The organism is Leisingera sp. CC-HEC093 (assembly GCF_059429195.1).
This window is the reverse complement of the sequence record NZ_JCAIJR010000001.1, coordinates 4,038,677-4,055,549: the sequence shown is the minus strand read 5'-3', so window position 1 is coordinate 4,055,549 and position 16,873 is coordinate 4,038,677. Positions and strand designations below refer to the sequence as shown.

Below are 16,873 nucleotides of genomic sequence, written 5' to 3'. Positions count from 1 at the left end.
AAGGGCGGAGGCAAAATGAGCGAAGCACTGAAAGAACTGGGCGCCCAGATCGAAGCTAAACGCCCCGACTGCGTGGTGGCCTGGAATGTGTCCTTCGATGAGCTGAACATCGACGTCACACCCTCGAACATCGCGGGTCTGGTGGAATTCCTGAAGCTGGACGCCAACTGCAAGTTTTCGACCCTGGTGGATATCACCGCGGTGGACTACCCGGACCGCGCCAAGCGGTTCGACGTGGTCTACCACTTCCTGTCGATGTACCGGAACCAGCGCATCCGTCTGCGCGCCGCTGTGCGCGAGGATGAGATGGTGCCCTCAATCGTGAATGTTCACCCCTCGGCCAACTGGTTTGAGCGGGAAGTCTACGACATGTTCGGTATCTTGTTCTCCGGCCACCCGGACCTGCGCCGGCTGCTGACCGACTACGGCTTCCGCGGCTACCCGCTGCGCAAGGATTTCCCGACCACCGGTTATACAGAGGTCCGCTATGACGAGGCGCAGAAGCGCGTGGTCTACGAGCCGGTGAAGCTGGTGCAGGAATACCGCCAGTTCGATTTCATGTCACCGTGGGAAGGTGCTGAGTACATCCTGCCTGGCGACGAGAAGGAGGGGGCGCAATGATGTGGTTTGAACCCCTGGCCGAAGTGGGAACGTTTCTGGCGGGATGTGCAACCGCGCTGAATGCGGCGAAAGCACATTTTAAAAAAAATCTACGAGTTACCAATCTGGTAACAGGCCGCTATAGACACAGTGCAATTGCTGGAGGTCGGGTATGATGGACGGCTCCAAATTTGACGACGGCAGCGTTGATGCGCTGAGCGGCGAGCAGAAGATCCGCAACTTCAACATCAACTTTGGCCCGCAGCACCCTGCGGCGCATGGGGTTTTGCGTCTGGTGCTGGAACTGGACGGCGAAATCGTTGAGCGCTGCGATCCGCATATCGGCCTGTTGCACCGCGGCACCGAAAAGCTGATGGAAAGCCGCACCTACCTGCAGAACCTGCCATATTTCGACCGCCTCGACTACGTGGCGCCGATGAACCAGGAGCATGCCTGGTGCCTGGCCATTGAAAAGCTGACCGGCACCGTGGTTCCGCGCCGCGGCCAGTTGATCCGGGTTCTGTACTCGGAAATCGGCCGGGTGCTGAACCACCTTCTGAACGTCACCACGCAGGCGATGGACGTCGGCGCGCTGACCCCGCCGCTCTGGGGCTTTGAAGAGCGCGAGAAGCTGATGATCTTCTACGAGCGGGCCTGCGGCGCACGCCTGCACGCGGCCTACTTCCGCCCCGGCGGCGTGCATCAGGACCTGCCGGACGACTTGCTCGATGATATCGACCTTTGGGCGCTGGAATTCCCCAAGGTGCTGGACGACATCGACGGCCTCTTGACCGAAAACCGCATCTTCAAGCAGCGTAACTGCGACATTGGTGTGGTGAGCGAGAAAGAAATCCAGGACTACGGTTTCTCCGGCGTCATGGTGCGCGGATCCGGCTTGGCTTGGGACCTGCGCCGCGCGCAGCCCTATGAATGCTATGACGAGTTTGAGTTCCAGATCCCTGTCGGCAAGAACGGCGACTGCTACGACCGCTACCTCTGCCGGATGGAAGAGATGCGCCAGTCGACCTCGATCATCCGCCAGGCGATTGCCAAGCTGCGCGAAGCCACCGGCGATGTGATGGCGCGCGGCAAGCTGTCCCCGCCCAAGCGCGGCGACATGAAGACCTCGATGGAAAGCCTGATTCACCATTTCAAGCTCTACACCGAAGGTTTCCACGTCCCCGCGGGCGAGGTCTACGCCGCCGTCGAGGCGCCCAAGGGCGAGTTCGGCGTCTATCTGGTGGCGGACGGGTCCAACAAGCCCTACCGCTCCAAGATCCGCGCGCCCGGGTTCCTGCACCTGCAGGCGATGGACCACGTTGCCAAGGGCCACCAGCTGGCCGACGTCGCCGCCATCATCGGCACTATGGACGTCGTATTTGGAGAGATTGACCGCTAATGCTTCGCCGTCTGCATTCCGAACAACCCGACAGCTTTGCCTTCACCCCGGCCAACCGGGCCTGGGCTGAGGCACAGATCACCAAATATCCTGAGGGGCGCCAGGCCTCCGCGGTCATTCCGCTTTTGTGGCGGGCGCAGGAGCAGGAAGGCTGGGTCACCAAACCCGCCATCGAGCACATCGCGGACATGCTGGACATGGCCTATATCCGGGTGCTGGAAGTCACCTCTTTCTACTTCATGTTCCAGATGCAACCGACAGGGTCCGTTGCCAATATCCAGATCTGCGGCACCACGTCCTGCATGATCTGCGGGGCAGAGGACCTGGTTGCGGTCTGCAAGGAGAAGATCGCCGGGACGCCGCACACCCTGTCGGCGGACGGCAAGTTCACCTGGGAAGAGGTCGAGTGCCTCGGCGCCTGCACCAACGCCCCGATGGCACAGATCGGCAAGGATTACTACGAGGACCTGACCGTCGAGAGCTTCACCAAGCTGCTGGACGATTTGGCGGCGGGCAAGGACGTCACGCCCGGCCCTCAGAACGGCCGTTATGCGGCGGAGCCAAAGTCAGGCCTGACCACACTGACCGACTTTGACAGCGGCAAGACGCAGTACAACGCGAGCGTGCAACTGGCGATGGACATCAAAGATGGCGTCAAGCGCATCCAGGGCGATGAAGTGCCGCTGCTGACCCCGTGGGTCGGCAAGGACGGCGTCGTTGCCGGCCGCGCCGCCGAAGGCCAGCCGCCAAAGGCGCCGGAAGCCCCCAAACCTGCTGTGAAGCAGGCGGAGGAAGCGGCCAAGGCTGCCCCGAAGAAAGCGGACACCGCTGAACCGGCTTCGCCCGAGGGCGCTGCAGCGAAACCTGCAGCTGATAGCGCTGAAGTGGAAAGCCAGCCGGAAATCCTGAAAGAGGCCCGCGGCGGTCTGCCGGATGACCTGAAGCTGCTGAAGGGTGTCGGCCCCAAACTGGAAGAAAAGCTCAACGAACTGGGTTTCTTCCACTTTGACCAGATCGCCGAATGGACTGAGGCCGAAGTCGCGTGGGTCGATGCCAGGCTCACATTCAAAGGCCGGATCGAAAGGGACGGCTGGATCACACAGGCCAAAAGGCTGGCGGTGGGTGACGAGACCGAGTTTGCGAAGCGTGCCAAAGAAGAGCACATCTACGACGAAAAAGAAGACTGATCGGATGCGGCCCGGCCGGGCTGCCTGCGGGTGATAGGGAACAGATGAGCAAGGAACAGGAACAGGCCATCGCAGCAAAAGGCCGGCACATCGCATTGGTGATTGCTGGGACTATCTCGCTGTGGGTCGCCGTTTCGCTGTTCATCGGCCCCATGCTGGGGCTGCCGGGGCGTTATGCGCTCTTGTTCGACTTCGCCGCGCTGGCGGGCATGATCTATGCCCTGGTCAACATATTTCAACTCTGGCGCATGCGTCAGGACAGCCAAAGGTAGGCACACATGCTGAAGGATCAGGACCGGATCTTTACCAACCTTTACGGAATGCACGACCGCAACCTGGCGGGCGCCAAGGCGCGCGGCCATTGGGATGGCACCGCCGGCATCATCGAAAAGGGCCGCGACTGGATCGTTCAGACCATGAAGGACAGCGGCCTGCGCGGCCGTGGCGGTGCCGGTTTCCCAACTGGCCTCAAATGGTCGTTCATGCCCAAGGAAAGCGATGGCCGTCCCGCGTATCTGGTGATCAACGCCGATGAATCCGAGCCTGGCACCTGCAAAGACCGCGAGATTATGCGCCACGATCCGCACACGCTGATTGAGGGCGCGCTGATCGCCTCCTTCGCGATGAACGCGCATACCTGCTACATCTACCTGCGCGGCGAATACATCCGCGAGCGCGAGGCGCTGCAGGCCGCCATCGACGAATGCTACGATCAGGGCCTCCTGGGCAAGAACGCGGCTGGTTCAGGCTGGGACTTCGACGTCTTCCTGCACCACGGGGCAGGGGCCTATATCTGCGGCGAGGAAACCGCGTTGATCGAAAGCCTTGAGGGCAAGAAGGGCATGCCCCGGATGAAGCCGCCGTTCCCGGCAGGCGCGGGCCTTTACGGCTGCCCGACCACGGTGAACAACGTGGAATCCATCGCCGTTGTCCCGACCATCCTGCGCCGCGGCGCCGACTGGTTCGCTTCCTTCGGGCGCCAGAACAACGCGGGCACCAAGCTGTTTGCGATCTCCGGCCATGTCAACAACCCGTGTGTCGTTGAAGAAGCGATGTCGATCGGGTTCGAGGAGTTGATCGAGAAGCATTGCGGCGGCATCCGCGGCGGCTGGGACAACCTCTTGGCAGTGATCCCCGGCGGCTCGTCGGTGCCGTGTGTGCGCGGCGAGAACATGCGCGACGCAATCATGGATTTCGACTACCTGCGCGGCGAGCTGGGCTCGGGCCTTGGTACCGCGGCGGTCATCGTGATGGACAAGCAGACCGACATCATAAAGGCGATCTGGCGCCTGTCCAAGTTCTACAAGCACGAAAGCTGCGGCCAGTGCACCCCGTGCCGCGAAGGCACCGGCTGGATGATGCGCGTCATGGACCGCTTGGTAAAGGGCGAGGCAGAGCTGGAAGAAATCGACATGCTGTGGGACGTGACCAAGCAGGTCGAAGGCCACACCATCTGCGCCCTCGGCGATGCGGCGGCCTGGCCGATCCAGGGCTTGATCAAGAACTTCCGCGAGGAAATCGAAGACCGTATCAGGGCCCAGAAGACTGGCCGCATGGGCGCGATGGCGGCGGAATAACTGATGGACGTCTTTGCTGCATATTCCCACGCTCTGGCCGCGCTGGTGATCTTTACCCTGATCACCCTGGCGCTGTCGCCGTTTTCGGCGCTGGCCAAGCAGAAGGCGGGTCTCGCACCGGGGGCCACCCCGCGGGAGGATTATGCGGATAAGGCCTACCGGCTGAACCGCGCCTATCTGAACGGCTGCGAGACGTTGCCTGCCTTCCTGACTGTGACACTGGTGGCAATTCTGGCGGGCGCGGCACCGTTCTGGGTGAACCTGCTGGCCTCTGTGGCGGTGGTTGCCCGGGGTATCATGATTTTCATTCACCTGCAGGGCACCGGCAAGCCGCATGGCGGTCTGCGCTCTGTATTCTACGTTACCGGCTGGGCCTGCATGGCAGGTTTGGCAATCCTGGCATTGGCGGCAGTATTTTGAGCATGATGAAGACATACCGGATGGCCGTGCCTGCGGCCTGCCTGGCGGCCTTGGCGCTGGTCACGGCCTGCGGCACCTCCGTCACCAACAAGAGCCGGACGCTGTATGACGGCGTGCCGTTCAAGGCCAAGGCGAAGCCGATCGACAAAAAAGCCGATCCGGCCTTGTTTCAGATCGACATCAAGGGTGTCGAGCGGTCGCTGGCGGGCGCACGCGAGGCGGCGGCCCATGGCGGCACCACCTATTGCGTGGTGAACTTCGGCTCCTCCAAGATTGATTGGGCCAACGACCCGCGCAACGAAGACGTGCCGCTGACCATCACCGATGGCCGCGCCCTCTTTCAGGGAACCTGCACCCCGTGAGCGGATTTCCGGCATATCAGGGTCTTGCGGCCCGGCTGCTATTGCATAGCAGCAGCGCGCGGCTGCGCATGGGGGCTTCGAAACTGAAGGAGACCCATGCCATGCGTGCCCTGATTGCCGTTGCCCTGTCCACCATTGTTGCCCTGCCGGCCTCGGCGCTGGCCAAGCCGTCGCTGCGCGATGTGCAGGAAATCGAAGACCCGCTGTTTGCCGTCGCCGTGGCCAAGGAAGTCTCGGATTACTGCGACGATATCTCTCCGCGGTATCTGAAAGGGCTGGGCGAGTTGCGCCGGCTCAAAGCGCGGGCGAATGAACTGGGCTATTCGGACGCGGAAATCCGCGACTACATCGAAGCCGATGCCGAAAAGGACCGCATGCGCGCCAAGGGCGAGCAGCTCCTGGAGCAGAACGGCGTTGACTACGGCAAACCCGAAACCTTCTGCGCCTATGGCCGCGCAGAGATTGAGAAAAACAGCGCGATCGGCGTGTTACTGAGGGCGAAATAGACCATGTCTGACCTCCGCAAGATCAACATTGACGGAACCGAGATCGAGGTGGATGGGGCGATGACCCTGATCCAGGCCTGCGAAGAAGCCGGCGTCGAGATCCCGCGTTTCTGCTACCATGAGCGGCTGTCGATTGCCGGCAACTGCCGCATGTGCCTGGTTGAGGTTGTTGGCGGCCCACCGAAGCCCGCCGCGTCCTGCGCGATGCAGGTGCGCGATCTGCGCCCTGGCCCCGAAGGCCAGGCGCCGCAGGTGAAAACCAACTCGCCGATGGTCAAGAAGGCCCGCGAAGGCGTGATGGAATTCATGCTGATCAACCACCCGCTGGATTGCCCGATCTGCGACCAGGGCGGCGAATGCGACCTGCAGGACCAGGCGATGGCCTATGGCCTGTCGGGCAGCCGCTTCAAGGAAGCCAAGCGCGCGGTGGACGATCTGGACCTTGGCCCGCTTGTCGCCACCACCATGACCCGCTGTATTTCCTGCACCCGCTGCGTGCGCTTCACCACTGAGGTCGCGGGCATCACCCAGATGGGCCAGACCGGCCGCGGTGAGGATGCAGAGATCACTTCCTACCTGAACCAGACGCTGCAGTCGAACCTGCAGGGCAATATCATTGACCTGTGCCCGGTCGGCGCTCTGACCTCAAAGCCGTACGCCTTCTCGGCCCGCCCGTGGGAGCTGACCAAGACCGAAACCATCGACGTGATGGATGCGCTGGGGTCGAACATCCGCGTGGATACCAAAGGCCGCGAAGTGATGCGGATCCTGCCGCGCAACCACGACGGCGTGAACGAGGAATGGATCAGCGACAAAACCCGCTTTGTCTGGGACGGCCTGCGCCGCCAGCGCCTGGACCGCCCCTACGTGCGCGTCGACGGCAAGCTGAAGCCTGCCACCTGGGCCGAGGCCCTGTCAGCGGCCGCCGCAGCCATCAAGGGCAAGAAGGTTGCCGGTCTGATCGGCGATTTGGCCCCGGTTGAGGCCGCTTTTGCCCTGAAGCAGCTGGTCGAGGGCCTGGGCGGCAAGGTTGAATGCCGCACCGACAACGCCCGCCTGCCGATTGGCAACCGCGCAGGCTATGCCGGCACCGCCACAATCGAAGACCTCGATGACGCAGAGATGATCCTGCTGATCGGCACTAACCCGCGCGACGAGGCGCCGGTGCTGAATGCCCGTATCCGCAAGGCCTGGGCCAATGGTGCCGAAGTGGCGCTGATCGGACCCGCAGCGGATCTGACCTATGAATACTACCACGCCGGCACCGGCCGCGACGCGCTCAGCGATATGATCGACAAGGGCGTCTCGGAAGAGACCCGCGACAACAAGAAAACCTTGATCATCGTGGGACAGGCCGCCCTGCGCGAGGCCGATGGCCTGGCCGTGATGGCCGCCGCCCAGAAGATGGCGGAGCTGTCCGGCTCCAAGCTCATGGTGCTGCACACTGCCGCCTCCCGCGTGGGTGCGATGGACGTCGGCGCCGTGACCGAAGGCGGCATGGAAGCAGCCATCGACGGGGCAGAGGTGATCTACAACCTCGGCGCCGATGAGGTGGAAATCGATGCAGGCGCATTCGTGATCTACCAGGGCAGCCACGGCGACCGCGGCGCGCACCGCGCCGATGTGATCCTGCCAGGTGCAGCCTATACCGAGGAAAACGGGTTGTTTGTGAACACCGAAGGCCGCCCCCAGCTGGCAATGCGTGCTGCATTTGCGCCGGGTGAGGCCAAGGAAAACTGGGCCATCCTGCGCGCGCTGAGCGCTGAAGCGGATGCCAAGCTGGGCTATGACTCGCTGGCACAACTGCGCCAGGCGCTGGTGGCAGAGGTTCCGCATCTGGCCCGGATCGACGAAGTGGCGGAGAAAGACGGCGAGCCGCTGGAGCAGGACAAACTCGGCAACGCCGATTTCCTGCCCGCGATCAAGGATTTCTACCTGACCAACCCGATCGCCCGCGCATCCCAATTGATGGCGGAACTGTCGGCAGGCGTGAAATCCCGCGAAACCGGGAAGCTGGCCGCCGAATGATCCGCTTCGCCCTCATAACGCCGTTTCTGCTGGCCGCCTGCGCAATGGCGCCAGGCACAGAAGGCGCACGGCCCGCTCCTGTCTACGAAGGGGTGGAAACCAGTCTGCTGGAGGGCGATCTGGTGCAATTTCACGTCTCCATGCGCGGGACGCGCACGGACGGCGATCTTGATAACTATGCGGAATGCGCCGCCGCGCAATATGCGCTGATCCGGGACTACGGGTTTGCGCGCCATGTGCGCACAACAATGACACAGGCAGGGGGCAGCCGGACCGCTGACGCGGTCTATCTGATTTCGCCCTCTCTGCCGCGCGGGCTGCGCACCATCGACGCCGAAGTCGTGGTCGCGGATTGTGCGGCAAACGGAATACCCACGGTGTGAGGACCTATGGCTGATTTCTTTAACACTCCAGGCGGCATCGCTGTTCTGATCCTGGCGCAAGTGCTTGCAGTTGTTGCCTTTGTGATGATCTCGCTCCTGTTCCTCGTCTACGGGGACCGTAAGATCTGGGCCGCGGTCCAGATGCGCCGGGGCCCGAACGTGGTGGGCGTCTACGGCCTGCTGCAATCGGTGGCCGACGCGCTGAAATATGTGGTCAAGGAGGTGGTGATCCCGGCCGGTGCCGACCGTACCGTCTTCATCCTGGCGCCGATGACCTCCTTTGTGCTGGCGATGATCGCCTGGGCGGTGATCCCGTTCAACGACGGCTGGGTTCTGTCGGACATCAACGTCGCCATCCTCTATGTCTTCGCGGTCTCCAGCTTGGAGGTTTACGGCGTGATCATGGGCGGCTGGGCGTCGAACTCGAAATACCCGTTCCTCGGCTCCCTTCGCTCCGCCGCGCAGATGATCTCTTACGAGGTCTCCATCGGCCTGATCATCATCGGCGTGATCATCTCCACCGGTTCGATGAACTTTGGCGACATTGTACGTGCGCAGGACGGCGATCTGGGCCTTTTGAACTGGTACTGGATCCCGCATTTCCCGATGGTCTTCCTGTTCTTCATCTCGGCGCTGGCAGAAACCAACCGGCCGCCGTTCGACCTGCCGGAAGCGGAATCGGAACTGGTCGCGGGCTACCAGGTGGAATACTCGGCGACCCCGTTCCTCTTGTTCATGGCCGGGGAATACATCGCCATCTTCCTGATGTGCGCGCTGACAACCCTGCTGTTCTTCGGCGGCTGGCTGTCCCCGATCCCGGGCCTGCCCGATGGCGTCCTGTGGATGGTCGGCAAGATGGCGTTCTTCTTCTTCCTTTTCGCAATGGTAAAGGCGATCACCCCGCGCTACCGCTACGACCAGCTGATGCGCCTGGGCTGGAAAGTGTTCCTGCCGTTCTCGCTGGCCTGGGTGGTTTTCGTGTCCTTTGCTGCAAAATTTGACTGGTTCTGGGGCATCTTCGCCCGCTGGACCGTGGGAGGCTAACTGATGGCGAACATCGACTACACCCGCGCCGCCAAATACTTCCTGCTGCAGGATTTCTGGGTCGGCTTCAAACTGGGGCTGAAGTACTTCTTCGCCCCCAAGGCCACCCTGAACTACCCGCACGAGAAGGGCCCGCTGTCGCCCCGCTTCCGCGGTGAGCACGCGCTGCGCCGTTACCCGAACGGCGAAGAGCGCTGCATTGCCTGCAAGCTGTGCGAGGCGGTCTGTCCGGCGCAGGCGATCACCATCGACGCGGAACCGCGCGAGGACGGCAGCCGCCGCACCACGCGTTATGACATCGACATGACCAAATGCATCTACTGCGGCTTCTGCCAGGAAGCCTGCCCGGTGGACGCAATTGTCGAAGGCCCGAACTTCGAGTTCGCCACCGAGACCCGCGAGGAGCTGTTCTACGACAAGGACAAGCTGCTGGCGAACGGGGAACGCTGGGAAGCCGAGATCGCCCGCAACCTGGAAATCGACGCGCCGTACCGATGACCGCAGACGCGCTTCATACCGATACCTATGCCCGCGGCAAGGCTCTGTCCGAACAGGTCAACCCCGGCATGGAGGAGGCTTTGCAGGCCCGTTACGACGCTCTGGTTCCGGGGCTGTCGCGGACCATTGTGGATGTGGCCTATGGCCAGTTCTACACCCGCGGCACGGTGGATGAGAAAACCCGCCTGCTGGCCACCGTGGCGGCATTGGCTGCGCTTGGCGGCCAGACCCGTCCGCAGCTGAAAGTGAATGTCGCCAGCGCCCGCGCTGTGGGGGCAAGCCGCGAGGAGATCTCCGAGATCATCTTTCAGATGGCGCTTTATGGCGGGCTGCCGTCGATGATCAATGCGCTGAACGCCGCAATCGAGGTGTTCGAAGCGGAGGAGGCCGCGGATGACTGATCCCAAGAACCCTTTCGAGGCCATGATGGCCCAGATGCAGACCCAGGCGCAGGAGATGGCCAAGGCCTTCAATCCGGCGCTGGAGAACTTCTCGCCCTCCGAGGCGTTCAAGGAGTTCGAGGCGCTGTGGCCCACCATGCCCAAAGAGGTCATGGAAATGATGTTCGGCAACACCGTCAACAAGGACGGGCTGGATGCCAAGACCCGGCTGCTGCTGACATTGGCCGGGCTGACGATGCAGGGCGCGCAGGCTGACAGTGCCGTGCGCCAGACCGTGCGCCACGCCCTCGCGGCAGGCGCCAAGAAACAAGAGATCGTGGAAACGATCGGACAGATGTCGGTTTTTGCCGGCATTCCGGCCATGAACCGGGCGCTGGATCTGGCGCAAGCGGTCATGGACGACAACAAGGACGATGAGACATGAGCGTTTTTGCCTTCTACCTCTTCGCCATCAGCGCCATCACCGGCGGGCTGTTCACCGTGATCAGCCGCCAGCCGGTGCATTCGGTGCTGTGGCTGATCCTGGCCTTTCTTTCCTCGGCCGGACTGTTTGTGCTGCTGGGGGCGGAATTCGTCGCCATGCTGCTTGTCATCGTCTACGTGGGCGCGGTCGCGGTGCTGTTCCTGTTTGTGGTGATGATGCTGGACGTGGATTTTGCCGAACTGAAGGCGGAGATGGCGAAATACATGCCGTTGGCGCTGCTCATTGGCCTGGTGATCCTGATGCAGTTCGTGATGGCCTTCGGCGTCTGGGAAACCGCGCATAAGGCGCCGGAACTGCTGGCCAATCCGGTGCCCGCCGACCGCCACAACACCGAGGCCCTGGGCCTCATCATTTATGACCAATATTTCCTTCTGTTCCAGCTGGCGGGCCTGATCCTGCTGGTGGCGATGATCGGTGCGATCGTGCTGACCTTGCGCCACCGCACCGACGTCAAGCGCCAGGACGTGGTTGCCCAGATGATGCGCGACCCGGCTGTTGCGATGGAGCTCAAGGACGTGAAACCGGGGCAGGGGCTGTGAGCACATGATCGGACTTGAACATTATCTGACCGTTGCGGCGACGCTGTTCGTTATCGGCATCTTCGGGCTCTTCCTGAACCGCAAGAACGTGATCATCCTCTTGATGAGCATCGAACTGATGCTTCTGGCGGTGAACATCAACCTGGTCGCATTCTCCAGCTTCCTGGGCGATCTGGTGGGGCAGGTCTTTACCCTGTTCGTGCTGACCGTGGCCGCGGCTGAGGCCGCCATTGGCCTGGCGATCCTGGTCTGCTTCTTCCGCAACCGCGGCACCATTGCCGTGGAAGACGTCAACGTGATGAAGGGCTAAAGAAACATGGAAACCATCCTCCTCTTTGCCCCGCTGGTTGGCGCAATCATCTGCGGCTTCGGCCACAAGATGATCGGCGAGAAAGCCGCCACCGTGACCGCCACGGCGCTTCTGTTCCTGGCGGCATTGCTCAGCTGGATCACCTTCCTGTCGTTTGACGGGGGGACTCAGAACATCGAGATCTTCCGTTGGATCGAAAGCGGCTCACTGTCGACCTCCTGGGCGATCCGGCTGGACCGGCTGACCGCGATCATGCTGATCGTGATCACCACGGTGTCGTCGCTCGTGCACCTCTATTCCTTCGGCTACATGGATCATGACCCGCAGTGGAAAGAGGGTGAAAGCTACAAGCCGCGCTTCTTTGCCTACCTGTCGTTCTTCACCTTTGCGATGCTGATGCTGGTGACGTCGGACAACCTGGTGCAGATGTTCTTTGGCTGGGAAGGCGTCGGTGTCGCCTCCTACCTGCTGATCGGCTTCTACTACCGCAAGCCTAGCGCCAATGCGGCGGCGATGAAGGCCTTCATCGTCAACCGGGTCGGCGACTTCGGCTTTGCGCTGGGGATTTTCGGCCTGTTCTTCCTGACCGACAGCATCAACCTGTCCGACATCTTTGCGTCGGCCCCGACGCTGGCAGAAACCCAGGTGTCCTTCCTGTGGTCTGAGTGGAACGCAGCGAACCTGATTGCCTTCCTGCTGTTTGTCGGCGCGATGGGCAAATCGGCGCAGCTCTTGCTGCACACGTGGTTGCCGGACGCGATGGAAGGCCCGACCCCGGTGTCGGCGCTGATCCACGCGGCAACCATGGTGACCGCGGGCGTGTTCCTGGTCTGCCGCATGTCGCCGCTGATCGAATTCGCGCCTGAGGCCGCGGCCTTTATCACCGCCCTGGGCGCGGCAACCGCGTTCTTTGCGGCCACTGTCGGCCTAGTGCAGAACGACATCAAACGCGTCATCGCCTATTCGACCTGCTCGCAGCTGGGCTACATGTTCGTGGCGGCTGGCGTCGGCATGTATTCCGCGGCCATGTTCCACCTGTTCACCCACGCCTTCTTCAAGGCGATGCTGTTCCTGGGCGCCGGTTCGGTGATCCACGCCATGCATCACGAGCAGGACATGCGGAACTACGGCGCGCTTCGCAAAAAGATCCCCTATACCTTCTGGGCAATGATGATCGGCACGCTGGCCATCACCGGTGTCGGTATCCCGCTGAGCGGCTGGGTTGGCTTTGCCGGCTTCGTGTCCAAGGACGCCATCATCGAAAGCGCCTATGCGGGCGGGTCCATGTTCGGCTTCTGGGCGCTGGTGATTGCGGCCTTCATGACCTCCTTCTACTCCTGGCGCCTGATCTTCATGACCTTCTACGGCGAGGCACGCGGCGACAAGCACACCCACGACCACGCCCATGAAAGCCCCTGGACCATGCTGGTGCCGCTGGGCGTTCTGGCCTTGGGCGCGATCTTTTCGGGCATGCTGTGGTACAGCAGCTTCTTCGGCCACGCGGATCAGGTTGGCAAGTTCTACGGCATCCCGGTGGCGGAAGCATCCGCTGCGGCGCATGGCGAGGAGGCCGGGCATGGCGAAGAGGCCGCGCACGGTGAAGACGCTGCCCACGGTGAAGACGCGGCGCATGGCGGCGAGCATCACTATGTGTTTGACGGCAAGCCGGGCGAGGGCGCGCTGTACATCGGCAAAGACAACCACATCCTGGAGGATGCCCACGCGGCGCCGAAATGGGTGAAGCTGTCGCCGTTCGTGGCAATGCTTGGCGGTCTGGTACTGGCCCTGTGGTTCTATATCTGGAACCCGACGCTGCCCAAACGTTTGGCCGAACAGCAGCGTCCGCTGTACCTGTTCCTGCTGAACAAGTGGTATTTTGATGAGATCTACAATGTGATCTTCGTGAAACCCGCTCTGGCCATTGGCCGCTTCTTTTGGAAACGCGGCGATGGCAGCACCATCGACGGCTTCCTGAACGGTCTGGCCATGGGTGTTGTTCCCTTCTTCACCCGTCTCGCTGGACGCGCACAGTCCGGCTACATCTTCACTTATGCCTTCTGGATGGTGCTGGGCATAGCAGCCCTGGTCACCTGGATGTCGATCGGCGGAGGAGCGCACTGATGGACAATCTCCTTTCTATTGTCACTTTCATCCCGGCGCTCGCGGCGGCCATCCTGGCCCTGTTCCTGCGCGGCGAGGATAAGGCGGCGCAGCGCAACGCCAAATATGTTGCGCTTTTTGCCACCACGGTCACCTTCCTGGTGAGCCTGGGCATCTATTTCGAGTTCGATCCCGCCAACACCGGGTTCCAGTTTGTCGAGGACCGGGAGTGGATCCTGGGCCTGAAATACAAAATGGGCGTCGATGGCATTTCGGTTCTGTTCGTGATGCTGACCACCTTCATCATGCCGCTGACCATTCTGGCCAGCTGGTCGGTCACGGACCGTGTGAAGGAATACATGATCGCCTTCCTGCTCTTGGAGACCCTGATGCTGGGCGTCTTCATGGCGCTGGACCTGGTGCTGTTCTACCTGTTCTTCGAGGCAGGCCTCATTCCGATGTTCCTGATCATCGGCATCTGGGGCGGCAAAGAGCGGATCTACGCCTCCTTCAAGTTCTTCCTCTACACCTTCTTCGGCTCGGTGCTGATGCTGGTGGCGATGGTCTTCATGTATGTGGATGCCGGCACCACCGATATCGAGGTCCTGTTGACCCACAGCTTCTCTGCGGCGTCCTTCGACGTCCTGGGCATCCATGTGCTGGGCGGTGCCCAGACACTGATGTTCCTCGCCTTCTTTGCCTCCTTTGCGGTGAAGATGCCGATGTGGCCGGTGCACACCTGGCTGCCGGACGCGCACGTACAGGCGCCGACTGCCGGTTCCGTGGTGCTGGCGGCGATCCTGTTGAAAATGGGCGGCTACGGCTTCCTGCGCTTCAGCTTGCCGATGTTCCCGGTGGGTGCGGACGTGATGACCGATGTGGTCCTGTGGATGTCCGCGATTGCGGTGGTTTACACCTCGCTGGTGGCGATGGTGCAGGAGGACATGAAGAAGCTGATTGCTTACTCCTCGGTTGCGCACATGGGTTTTGTCACCATGGGCATCTTTGCGGCCAACCAGCAGGGCATCGACGGCGCCATCTTCCAGATGCTGTCGCACGGCTTCATCTCTGCCGCGCTCTTCCTTTGCGTGGGCGTGATTTATGACCGCATGCACACTCGCGACATTGACGCCTACGGCGGCCTGGTGATCCGGATGCCCGCCTATGCGCTGGTCTTCATGTTCTTCACCATGGGCAACGTCGGCCTGCCGGGCACAAGCGGCTTCGTCGGTGAGTTCCTGACCCTGATGGGCACCTTCCAAAAGAACACCTGGGTCACCGCGGTGGCGGCCACCGGCGTGATCTTCTCGGCTGGCTATGCCCTGTGGCTCTACCGCCGGGTGGTCTTCGGCGACCTGATCAAGGGCAGCCTTGCGGGCATTCGCGACATGAATGCACGTGAGCGTTTCGTCTTTGCACCGCTGGTCGTGATGACCCTGCTTCTCGGCGTTTATCCCTCGCTCGTCACCGATATCATCGCGCCCTCGACCGAGGCGCTGATTGCAAACTTCAACCAGTCTCTGGCTGCTGCGGACACTGCGCCCGCCGCGACCCGGATTGCTTCGCATTAAGGGAGCATCAGGCAGATGATCCAAGCTGATCTTACCGTAATCCTGCCAGAGATTGTTCTGGCGCTTTACGCCATGGCGGCGCTGCTCGGCGCCGTCTATACCGGCAAGGACAAGCTGGCGGTGCCGCTGGTCTGGAGCACAGCGGCTCTGCTGGCTCTGGTCGCGTTCTGGATCGCGTCCAGCCCGCCCGGCACTCAGACAGCCTTTGGCGGCATGTTCATCGACGACGGCTTCTCGCGCTTTGCCAAGGTGGCGCTACTGCTGGGTGCATCCGCAGTGCTGCTGATCGGCCAGGACTACATGGCACGCCGCGGCATCCTGCGGTTCGAATACCCGATCCTGGTGGCGCTGGCCGCTGTTGGCATGATGATGATGGTCTCCGCCGGCGACCTGATGTCCCTCTACATGGGGCTGGAGCTGCAGTCGCTGTCGCTCTACGTCGTGGCAGCGATGCGCCGCGACAGCGTCAAGTCGACCGAGGCGGGCCTCAAGTACTTCGTGCTGGGCGCGCTGTCCTCCGGTCTGCTGCTTTACGGCGCCTCGCTGGTCTACGGCTTTGCCGGCACCACCCAGTTTGCGGGCATCATCCAGGTGGCAGAGCAGGGCCATATGTCCATCGGTATGCTGTTCGGCCTAGTCTTCATGATCTCCGGCATGGCGTTCAAAGTCTCGGCGGTTCCGTTCCACATGTGGACCCCGGACGTTTACGAGGGCTCGCCGACGCCGGTTACCGCCTTCTTTGCCACCGCGCCCAAGGTTGCGGCCATGGGCCTGTTCGCCCGCGTCCTGTTTGACGCCTTTGGCGGTGCGGTCTCCGACTGGCAGCAGATCATCGTGGTGCTTTCGGTTCTGTCGATGTTCCTGGGCGCCATCGCGGCAATCGGCCAGCGTGACATCAAACGCCTGATGGCGTTCTCCTCCATCGCCCATATGGGCTATGCGATGATCGGTCTGGCGGCGGGCACCGAACAGGGCATCACAGCGATGCTGGTCTACCTGGCGATCTACGTCACCATGAACATCGGCACCTTCTCCTTCATCCTGATGCTGGAGAAGGATGGCAAACCGGTCACCGACATCCTGGCCTTGAACCAGTTCGCCTCGCGCGAACCGGGCAAGGCGCTGGCGGTGCTGATCCTGATGTTCTCGCTGGCAGGCGTGCCGCCGATGCTGGGCTTCTTTGCCAAGCTGGGCGTGTGGCAGGCAGGTGTGGACGCGGGCCTGATGGGGCTGGTTATTGCCTCCGCCGTGGCCTCCGTCATCGGGGCTTTCTATTACATCCGTATCGTCTTCTACATGTACTTCGGCACTGGCGAGGACGATGTGGAGGCCAAGGGCTCTCCGATCCTTGGCGTGGCGCTGATGGCCTCAGCCGCGCTGATGCTGGTGGGTGTGGTCTACCAGTTCGGCATTGACGGCGCTGCCGCTGCAGCTGCAGCAACCCTTGTAAATTGATCTGCTTTT

20 protein-coding genes are annotated in these 16,873 nt (G+C 62.0%); all 20 read left to right on the top strand.

The window, feature by feature from the left end:
• Nucleotides 1–15: 15 nt before the first annotated feature.
• The 20 genes from AC5STB_RS19980 (at nucleotide 16) to nuoN (ending at nucleotide 16,864) form a co-directional block, all read left to right on the top strand.
• A complete protein-coding gene (locus tag AC5STB_RS19980; RefSeq protein WP_495444514.1) occupies nucleotides 16–621 on the top strand; it encodes an NADH-quinone oxidoreductase subunit C in 606 nt (201 codons plus the stop codon).
• Complete coding sequence (locus tag AC5STB_RS19975; RefSeq protein WP_495444513.1) at nucleotides 618–776, top strand: hypothetical protein; 159 nt, start codon at nucleotides 618–620, stop codon at nucleotides 774–776. The genes AC5STB_RS19980 and AC5STB_RS19975 overlap by 4 nt, the downstream gene beginning before the upstream one ends.
• Nucleotides 776–1,999, top strand: coding sequence for an NADH-quinone oxidoreductase subunit D (locus tag AC5STB_RS19970; protein ID WP_495444512.1), 1,224 nt, complete (start codon nucleotides 776–778; stop codon nucleotides 1,997–1,999). Before AC5STB_RS19975 ends, AC5STB_RS19970 begins: the two co-directional genes overlap by 1 nt.
• Nucleotides 1,999–3,186 carry an NADH-quinone oxidoreductase subunit E gene (locus tag AC5STB_RS19965; RefSeq protein WP_495444511.1) on the top strand — a complete coding sequence of 396 codons (1,188 nt, stop codon included), beginning with the start codon at nucleotides 1,999–2,001 and terminating at the stop codon, nucleotides 3,184–3,186. Before AC5STB_RS19970 ends, AC5STB_RS19965 begins: the two co-directional genes overlap by 1 nt.
• Nucleotides 3,187–3,230: 44 nt before the next feature.
• Entirely contained in the window at nucleotides 3,231–3,458 is a 228-nt protein-coding gene (locus tag AC5STB_RS19960; RefSeq protein WP_495444510.1) for a DUF5337 domain-containing protein, read from the top strand.
• 6 nt (nucleotides 3,459–3,464) lie between these two features.
• Entirely contained in the window at nucleotides 3,465–4,763 is a 1,299-nt protein-coding gene (nuoF, locus tag AC5STB_RS19955) for an NADH-quinone oxidoreductase subunit NuoF (RefSeq protein ID WP_495444509.1), read from the top strand.
• Between the two features lie 3 nt (nucleotides 4,764–4,766).
• Nucleotides 4,767–5,183: an MAPEG family protein gene (locus AC5STB_RS19950; RefSeq protein WP_495444508.1), complete on the top strand. Its 417-nt coding sequence runs from the start codon at nucleotides 4,767–4,769 to the stop codon at nucleotides 5,181–5,183.
• Nucleotides 5,184–5,185: 2 nt separating this feature from the next.
• On the top strand, nucleotides 5,186–5,545 hold the full coding sequence (locus tag AC5STB_RS19945; RefSeq protein WP_495444507.1) for a hypothetical protein: 360 nt from the start codon (nucleotides 5,186–5,188) through the stop codon (nucleotides 5,543–5,545).
• A 101-nt stretch (nucleotides 5,546–5,646) separates the two neighbouring features.
• Nucleotides 5,647–6,051: a DUF5333 domain-containing protein gene (locus AC5STB_RS19940; protein WP_495444636.1), complete on the top strand. Its 405-nt coding sequence runs from the start codon at nucleotides 5,647–5,649 to the stop codon at nucleotides 6,049–6,051.
• 3 nt (nucleotides 6,052–6,054) lie between these two features.
• A complete protein-coding gene (nuoG, locus tag AC5STB_RS19935; protein ID WP_495444506.1) occupies nucleotides 6,055–8,079 on the top strand; it encodes an NADH-quinone oxidoreductase subunit NuoG in 2,025 nt (674 codons plus the stop codon).
• Nucleotides 8,076–8,462 (top strand): YNQ4 family lipoprotein, encoded by a 387-nt coding sequence (locus AC5STB_RS19930; protein ID WP_495444505.1) that lies wholly within the window; start codon nucleotides 8,076–8,078, stop codon nucleotides 8,460–8,462. The genes nuoG and AC5STB_RS19930 overlap by 4 nt, the downstream gene beginning before the upstream one ends.
• A gap of 6 nt (nucleotides 8,463–8,468) precedes the next feature.
• On the top strand, nucleotides 8,469–9,506 hold the full coding sequence (nuoH, locus tag AC5STB_RS19925) for an NADH-quinone oxidoreductase subunit NuoH (RefSeq protein ID WP_027237100.1): 1,038 nt from the start codon (nucleotides 8,469–8,471) through the stop codon (nucleotides 9,504–9,506).
• A gap of 3 nt (nucleotides 9,507–9,509) precedes the next feature.
• Entirely contained in the window at nucleotides 9,510–10,004 is a 495-nt protein-coding gene (gene nuoI, locus AC5STB_RS19920) for an NADH-quinone oxidoreductase subunit NuoI (protein WP_495444504.1), read from the top strand.
• Nucleotides 10,001–10,405 carry a carboxymuconolactone decarboxylase family protein gene (locus AC5STB_RS19915; RefSeq protein ID WP_495444503.1) on the top strand — a complete coding sequence of 135 codons (405 nt, stop codon included), beginning with the start codon at nucleotides 10,001–10,003 and terminating at the stop codon, nucleotides 10,403–10,405. Before nuoI ends, AC5STB_RS19915 begins: the two co-directional genes overlap by 4 nt.
• Complete coding sequence (locus AC5STB_RS19910) at nucleotides 10,398–10,829, top strand: carboxymuconolactone decarboxylase family protein (protein WP_495444502.1); 432 nt, start codon at nucleotides 10,398–10,400, stop codon at nucleotides 10,827–10,829. The genes AC5STB_RS19915 and AC5STB_RS19910 overlap by 8 nt, the downstream gene beginning before the upstream one ends.
• A complete protein-coding gene (locus AC5STB_RS19905) occupies nucleotides 10,826–11,428 on the top strand; it encodes an NADH-quinone oxidoreductase subunit J (protein WP_259966810.1) in 603 nt (200 codons plus the stop codon). Before AC5STB_RS19910 ends, AC5STB_RS19905 begins: the two co-directional genes overlap by 4 nt.
• 4 nt (nucleotides 11,429–11,432) lie before the next feature.
• Nucleotides 11,433–11,738, top strand: a complete 306-nt coding sequence (gene nuoK / locus AC5STB_RS19900) for an NADH-quinone oxidoreductase subunit NuoK (RefSeq protein WP_008553673.1) — start codon at nucleotides 11,433–11,435, stop codon at nucleotides 11,736–11,738.
• A gap of 6 nt (nucleotides 11,739–11,744) precedes the next feature.
• Nucleotides 11,745–13,859: an NADH-quinone oxidoreductase subunit L gene (nuoL, locus tag AC5STB_RS19895; RefSeq protein WP_495444501.1), complete on the top strand. Its 2,115-nt coding sequence runs from the start codon at nucleotides 11,745–11,747 to the stop codon at nucleotides 13,857–13,859.
• On the top strand, nucleotides 13,859–15,409 hold the full coding sequence (locus tag AC5STB_RS19890; RefSeq protein WP_495444500.1) for an NADH-quinone oxidoreductase subunit M: 1,551 nt from the start codon (nucleotides 13,859–13,861) through the stop codon (nucleotides 15,407–15,409). Before nuoL ends, AC5STB_RS19890 begins: the two co-directional genes overlap by 1 nt.
• 15 nt (nucleotides 15,410–15,424) lie before the next feature.
• Nucleotides 15,425–16,864 carry an NADH-quinone oxidoreductase subunit NuoN gene (gene nuoN / locus AC5STB_RS19885; protein WP_495444499.1) on the top strand — a complete coding sequence of 480 codons (1,440 nt, stop codon included), beginning with the start codon at nucleotides 15,425–15,427 and terminating at the stop codon, nucleotides 16,862–16,864.
• The last annotated feature ends 9 nt before the right edge of the window (nucleotides 16,865–16,873 follow it).

Coding starts and splice junctions, on each gene's coding strand:
- AC5STB_RS19975 (WP_495444513.1), top strand. CDS start 618: ATGATGTGGTTTGAACCCCTGGCCGAAGTGGGAACGTTTCTGGCGGGA.
- nuoF (WP_495444509.1), top strand. CDS start 3,465: ATGCTGAAGGATCAGGACCGGATCTTTACCAACCTTTACGGAATGCAC.
- AC5STB_RS19930 (WP_495444505.1), top strand. CDS start 8,076: ATGATCCGCTTCGCCCTCATAACGCCGTTTCTGCTGGCCGCCTGCGCA.
- nuoI (WP_495444504.1), top strand. CDS start 9,510: ATGGCGAACATCGACTACACCCGCGCCGCCAAATACTTCCTGCTGCAG.
- AC5STB_RS19960 (WP_495444510.1), top strand. CDS start 3,231: ATGAGCAAGGAACAGGAACAGGCCATCGCAGCAAAAGGCCGGCACATC.
- AC5STB_RS19940 (WP_495444636.1), top strand. CDS start 5,647: ATGCGTGCCCTGATTGCCGTTGCCCTGTCCACCATTGTTGCCCTGCCG.
- nuoH (WP_027237100.1), top strand. CDS start 8,469: ATGGCTGATTTCTTTAACACTCCAGGCGGCATCGCTGTTCTGATCCTG.
- nuoL (WP_495444501.1), top strand. CDS start 11,745: ATGGAAACCATCCTCCTCTTTGCCCCGCTGGTTGGCGCAATCATCTGC.
- AC5STB_RS19950 (WP_495444508.1), top strand. CDS start 4,767: ATGGACGTCTTTGCTGCATATTCCCACGCTCTGGCCGCGCTGGTGATC.
- AC5STB_RS19890 (WP_495444500.1), top strand. CDS start 13,859: ATGGACAATCTCCTTTCTATTGTCACTTTCATCCCGGCGCTCGCGGCG.
- AC5STB_RS19915 (WP_495444503.1), top strand. CDS start 10,001: ATGACCGCAGACGCGCTTCATACCGATACCTATGCCCGCGGCAAGGCT.
- AC5STB_RS19970 (WP_495444512.1), top strand. CDS start 776: ATGGACGGCTCCAAATTTGACGACGGCAGCGTTGATGCGCTGAGCGGC.
- AC5STB_RS19905 (WP_259966810.1), top strand. CDS start 10,826: ATGAGCGTTTTTGCCTTCTACCTCTTCGCCATCAGCGCCATCACCGGC.
- AC5STB_RS19965 (WP_495444511.1), top strand. CDS start 1,999: ATGCTTCGCCGTCTGCATTCCGAACAACCCGACAGCTTTGCCTTCACC.
- AC5STB_RS19945 (WP_495444507.1), top strand. CDS start 5,186: ATGATGAAGACATACCGGATGGCCGTGCCTGCGGCCTGCCTGGCGGCC.
- nuoK (WP_008553673.1), top strand. CDS start 11,433: ATGATCGGACTTGAACATTATCTGACCGTTGCGGCGACGCTGTTCGTT.
- AC5STB_RS19980 (WP_495444514.1), top strand. CDS start 16: ATGAGCGAAGCACTGAAAGAACTGGGCGCCCAGATCGAAGCTAAACGC.
- AC5STB_RS19910 (WP_495444502.1), top strand. CDS start 10,398: ATGACTGATCCCAAGAACCCTTTCGAGGCCATGATGGCCCAGATGCAG.
- nuoG (WP_495444506.1), top strand. CDS start 6,055: ATGTCTGACCTCCGCAAGATCAACATTGACGGAACCGAGATCGAGGTG.
- nuoN (WP_495444499.1), top strand. CDS start 15,425: ATGATCCAAGCTGATCTTACCGTAATCCTGCCAGAGATTGTTCTGGCG.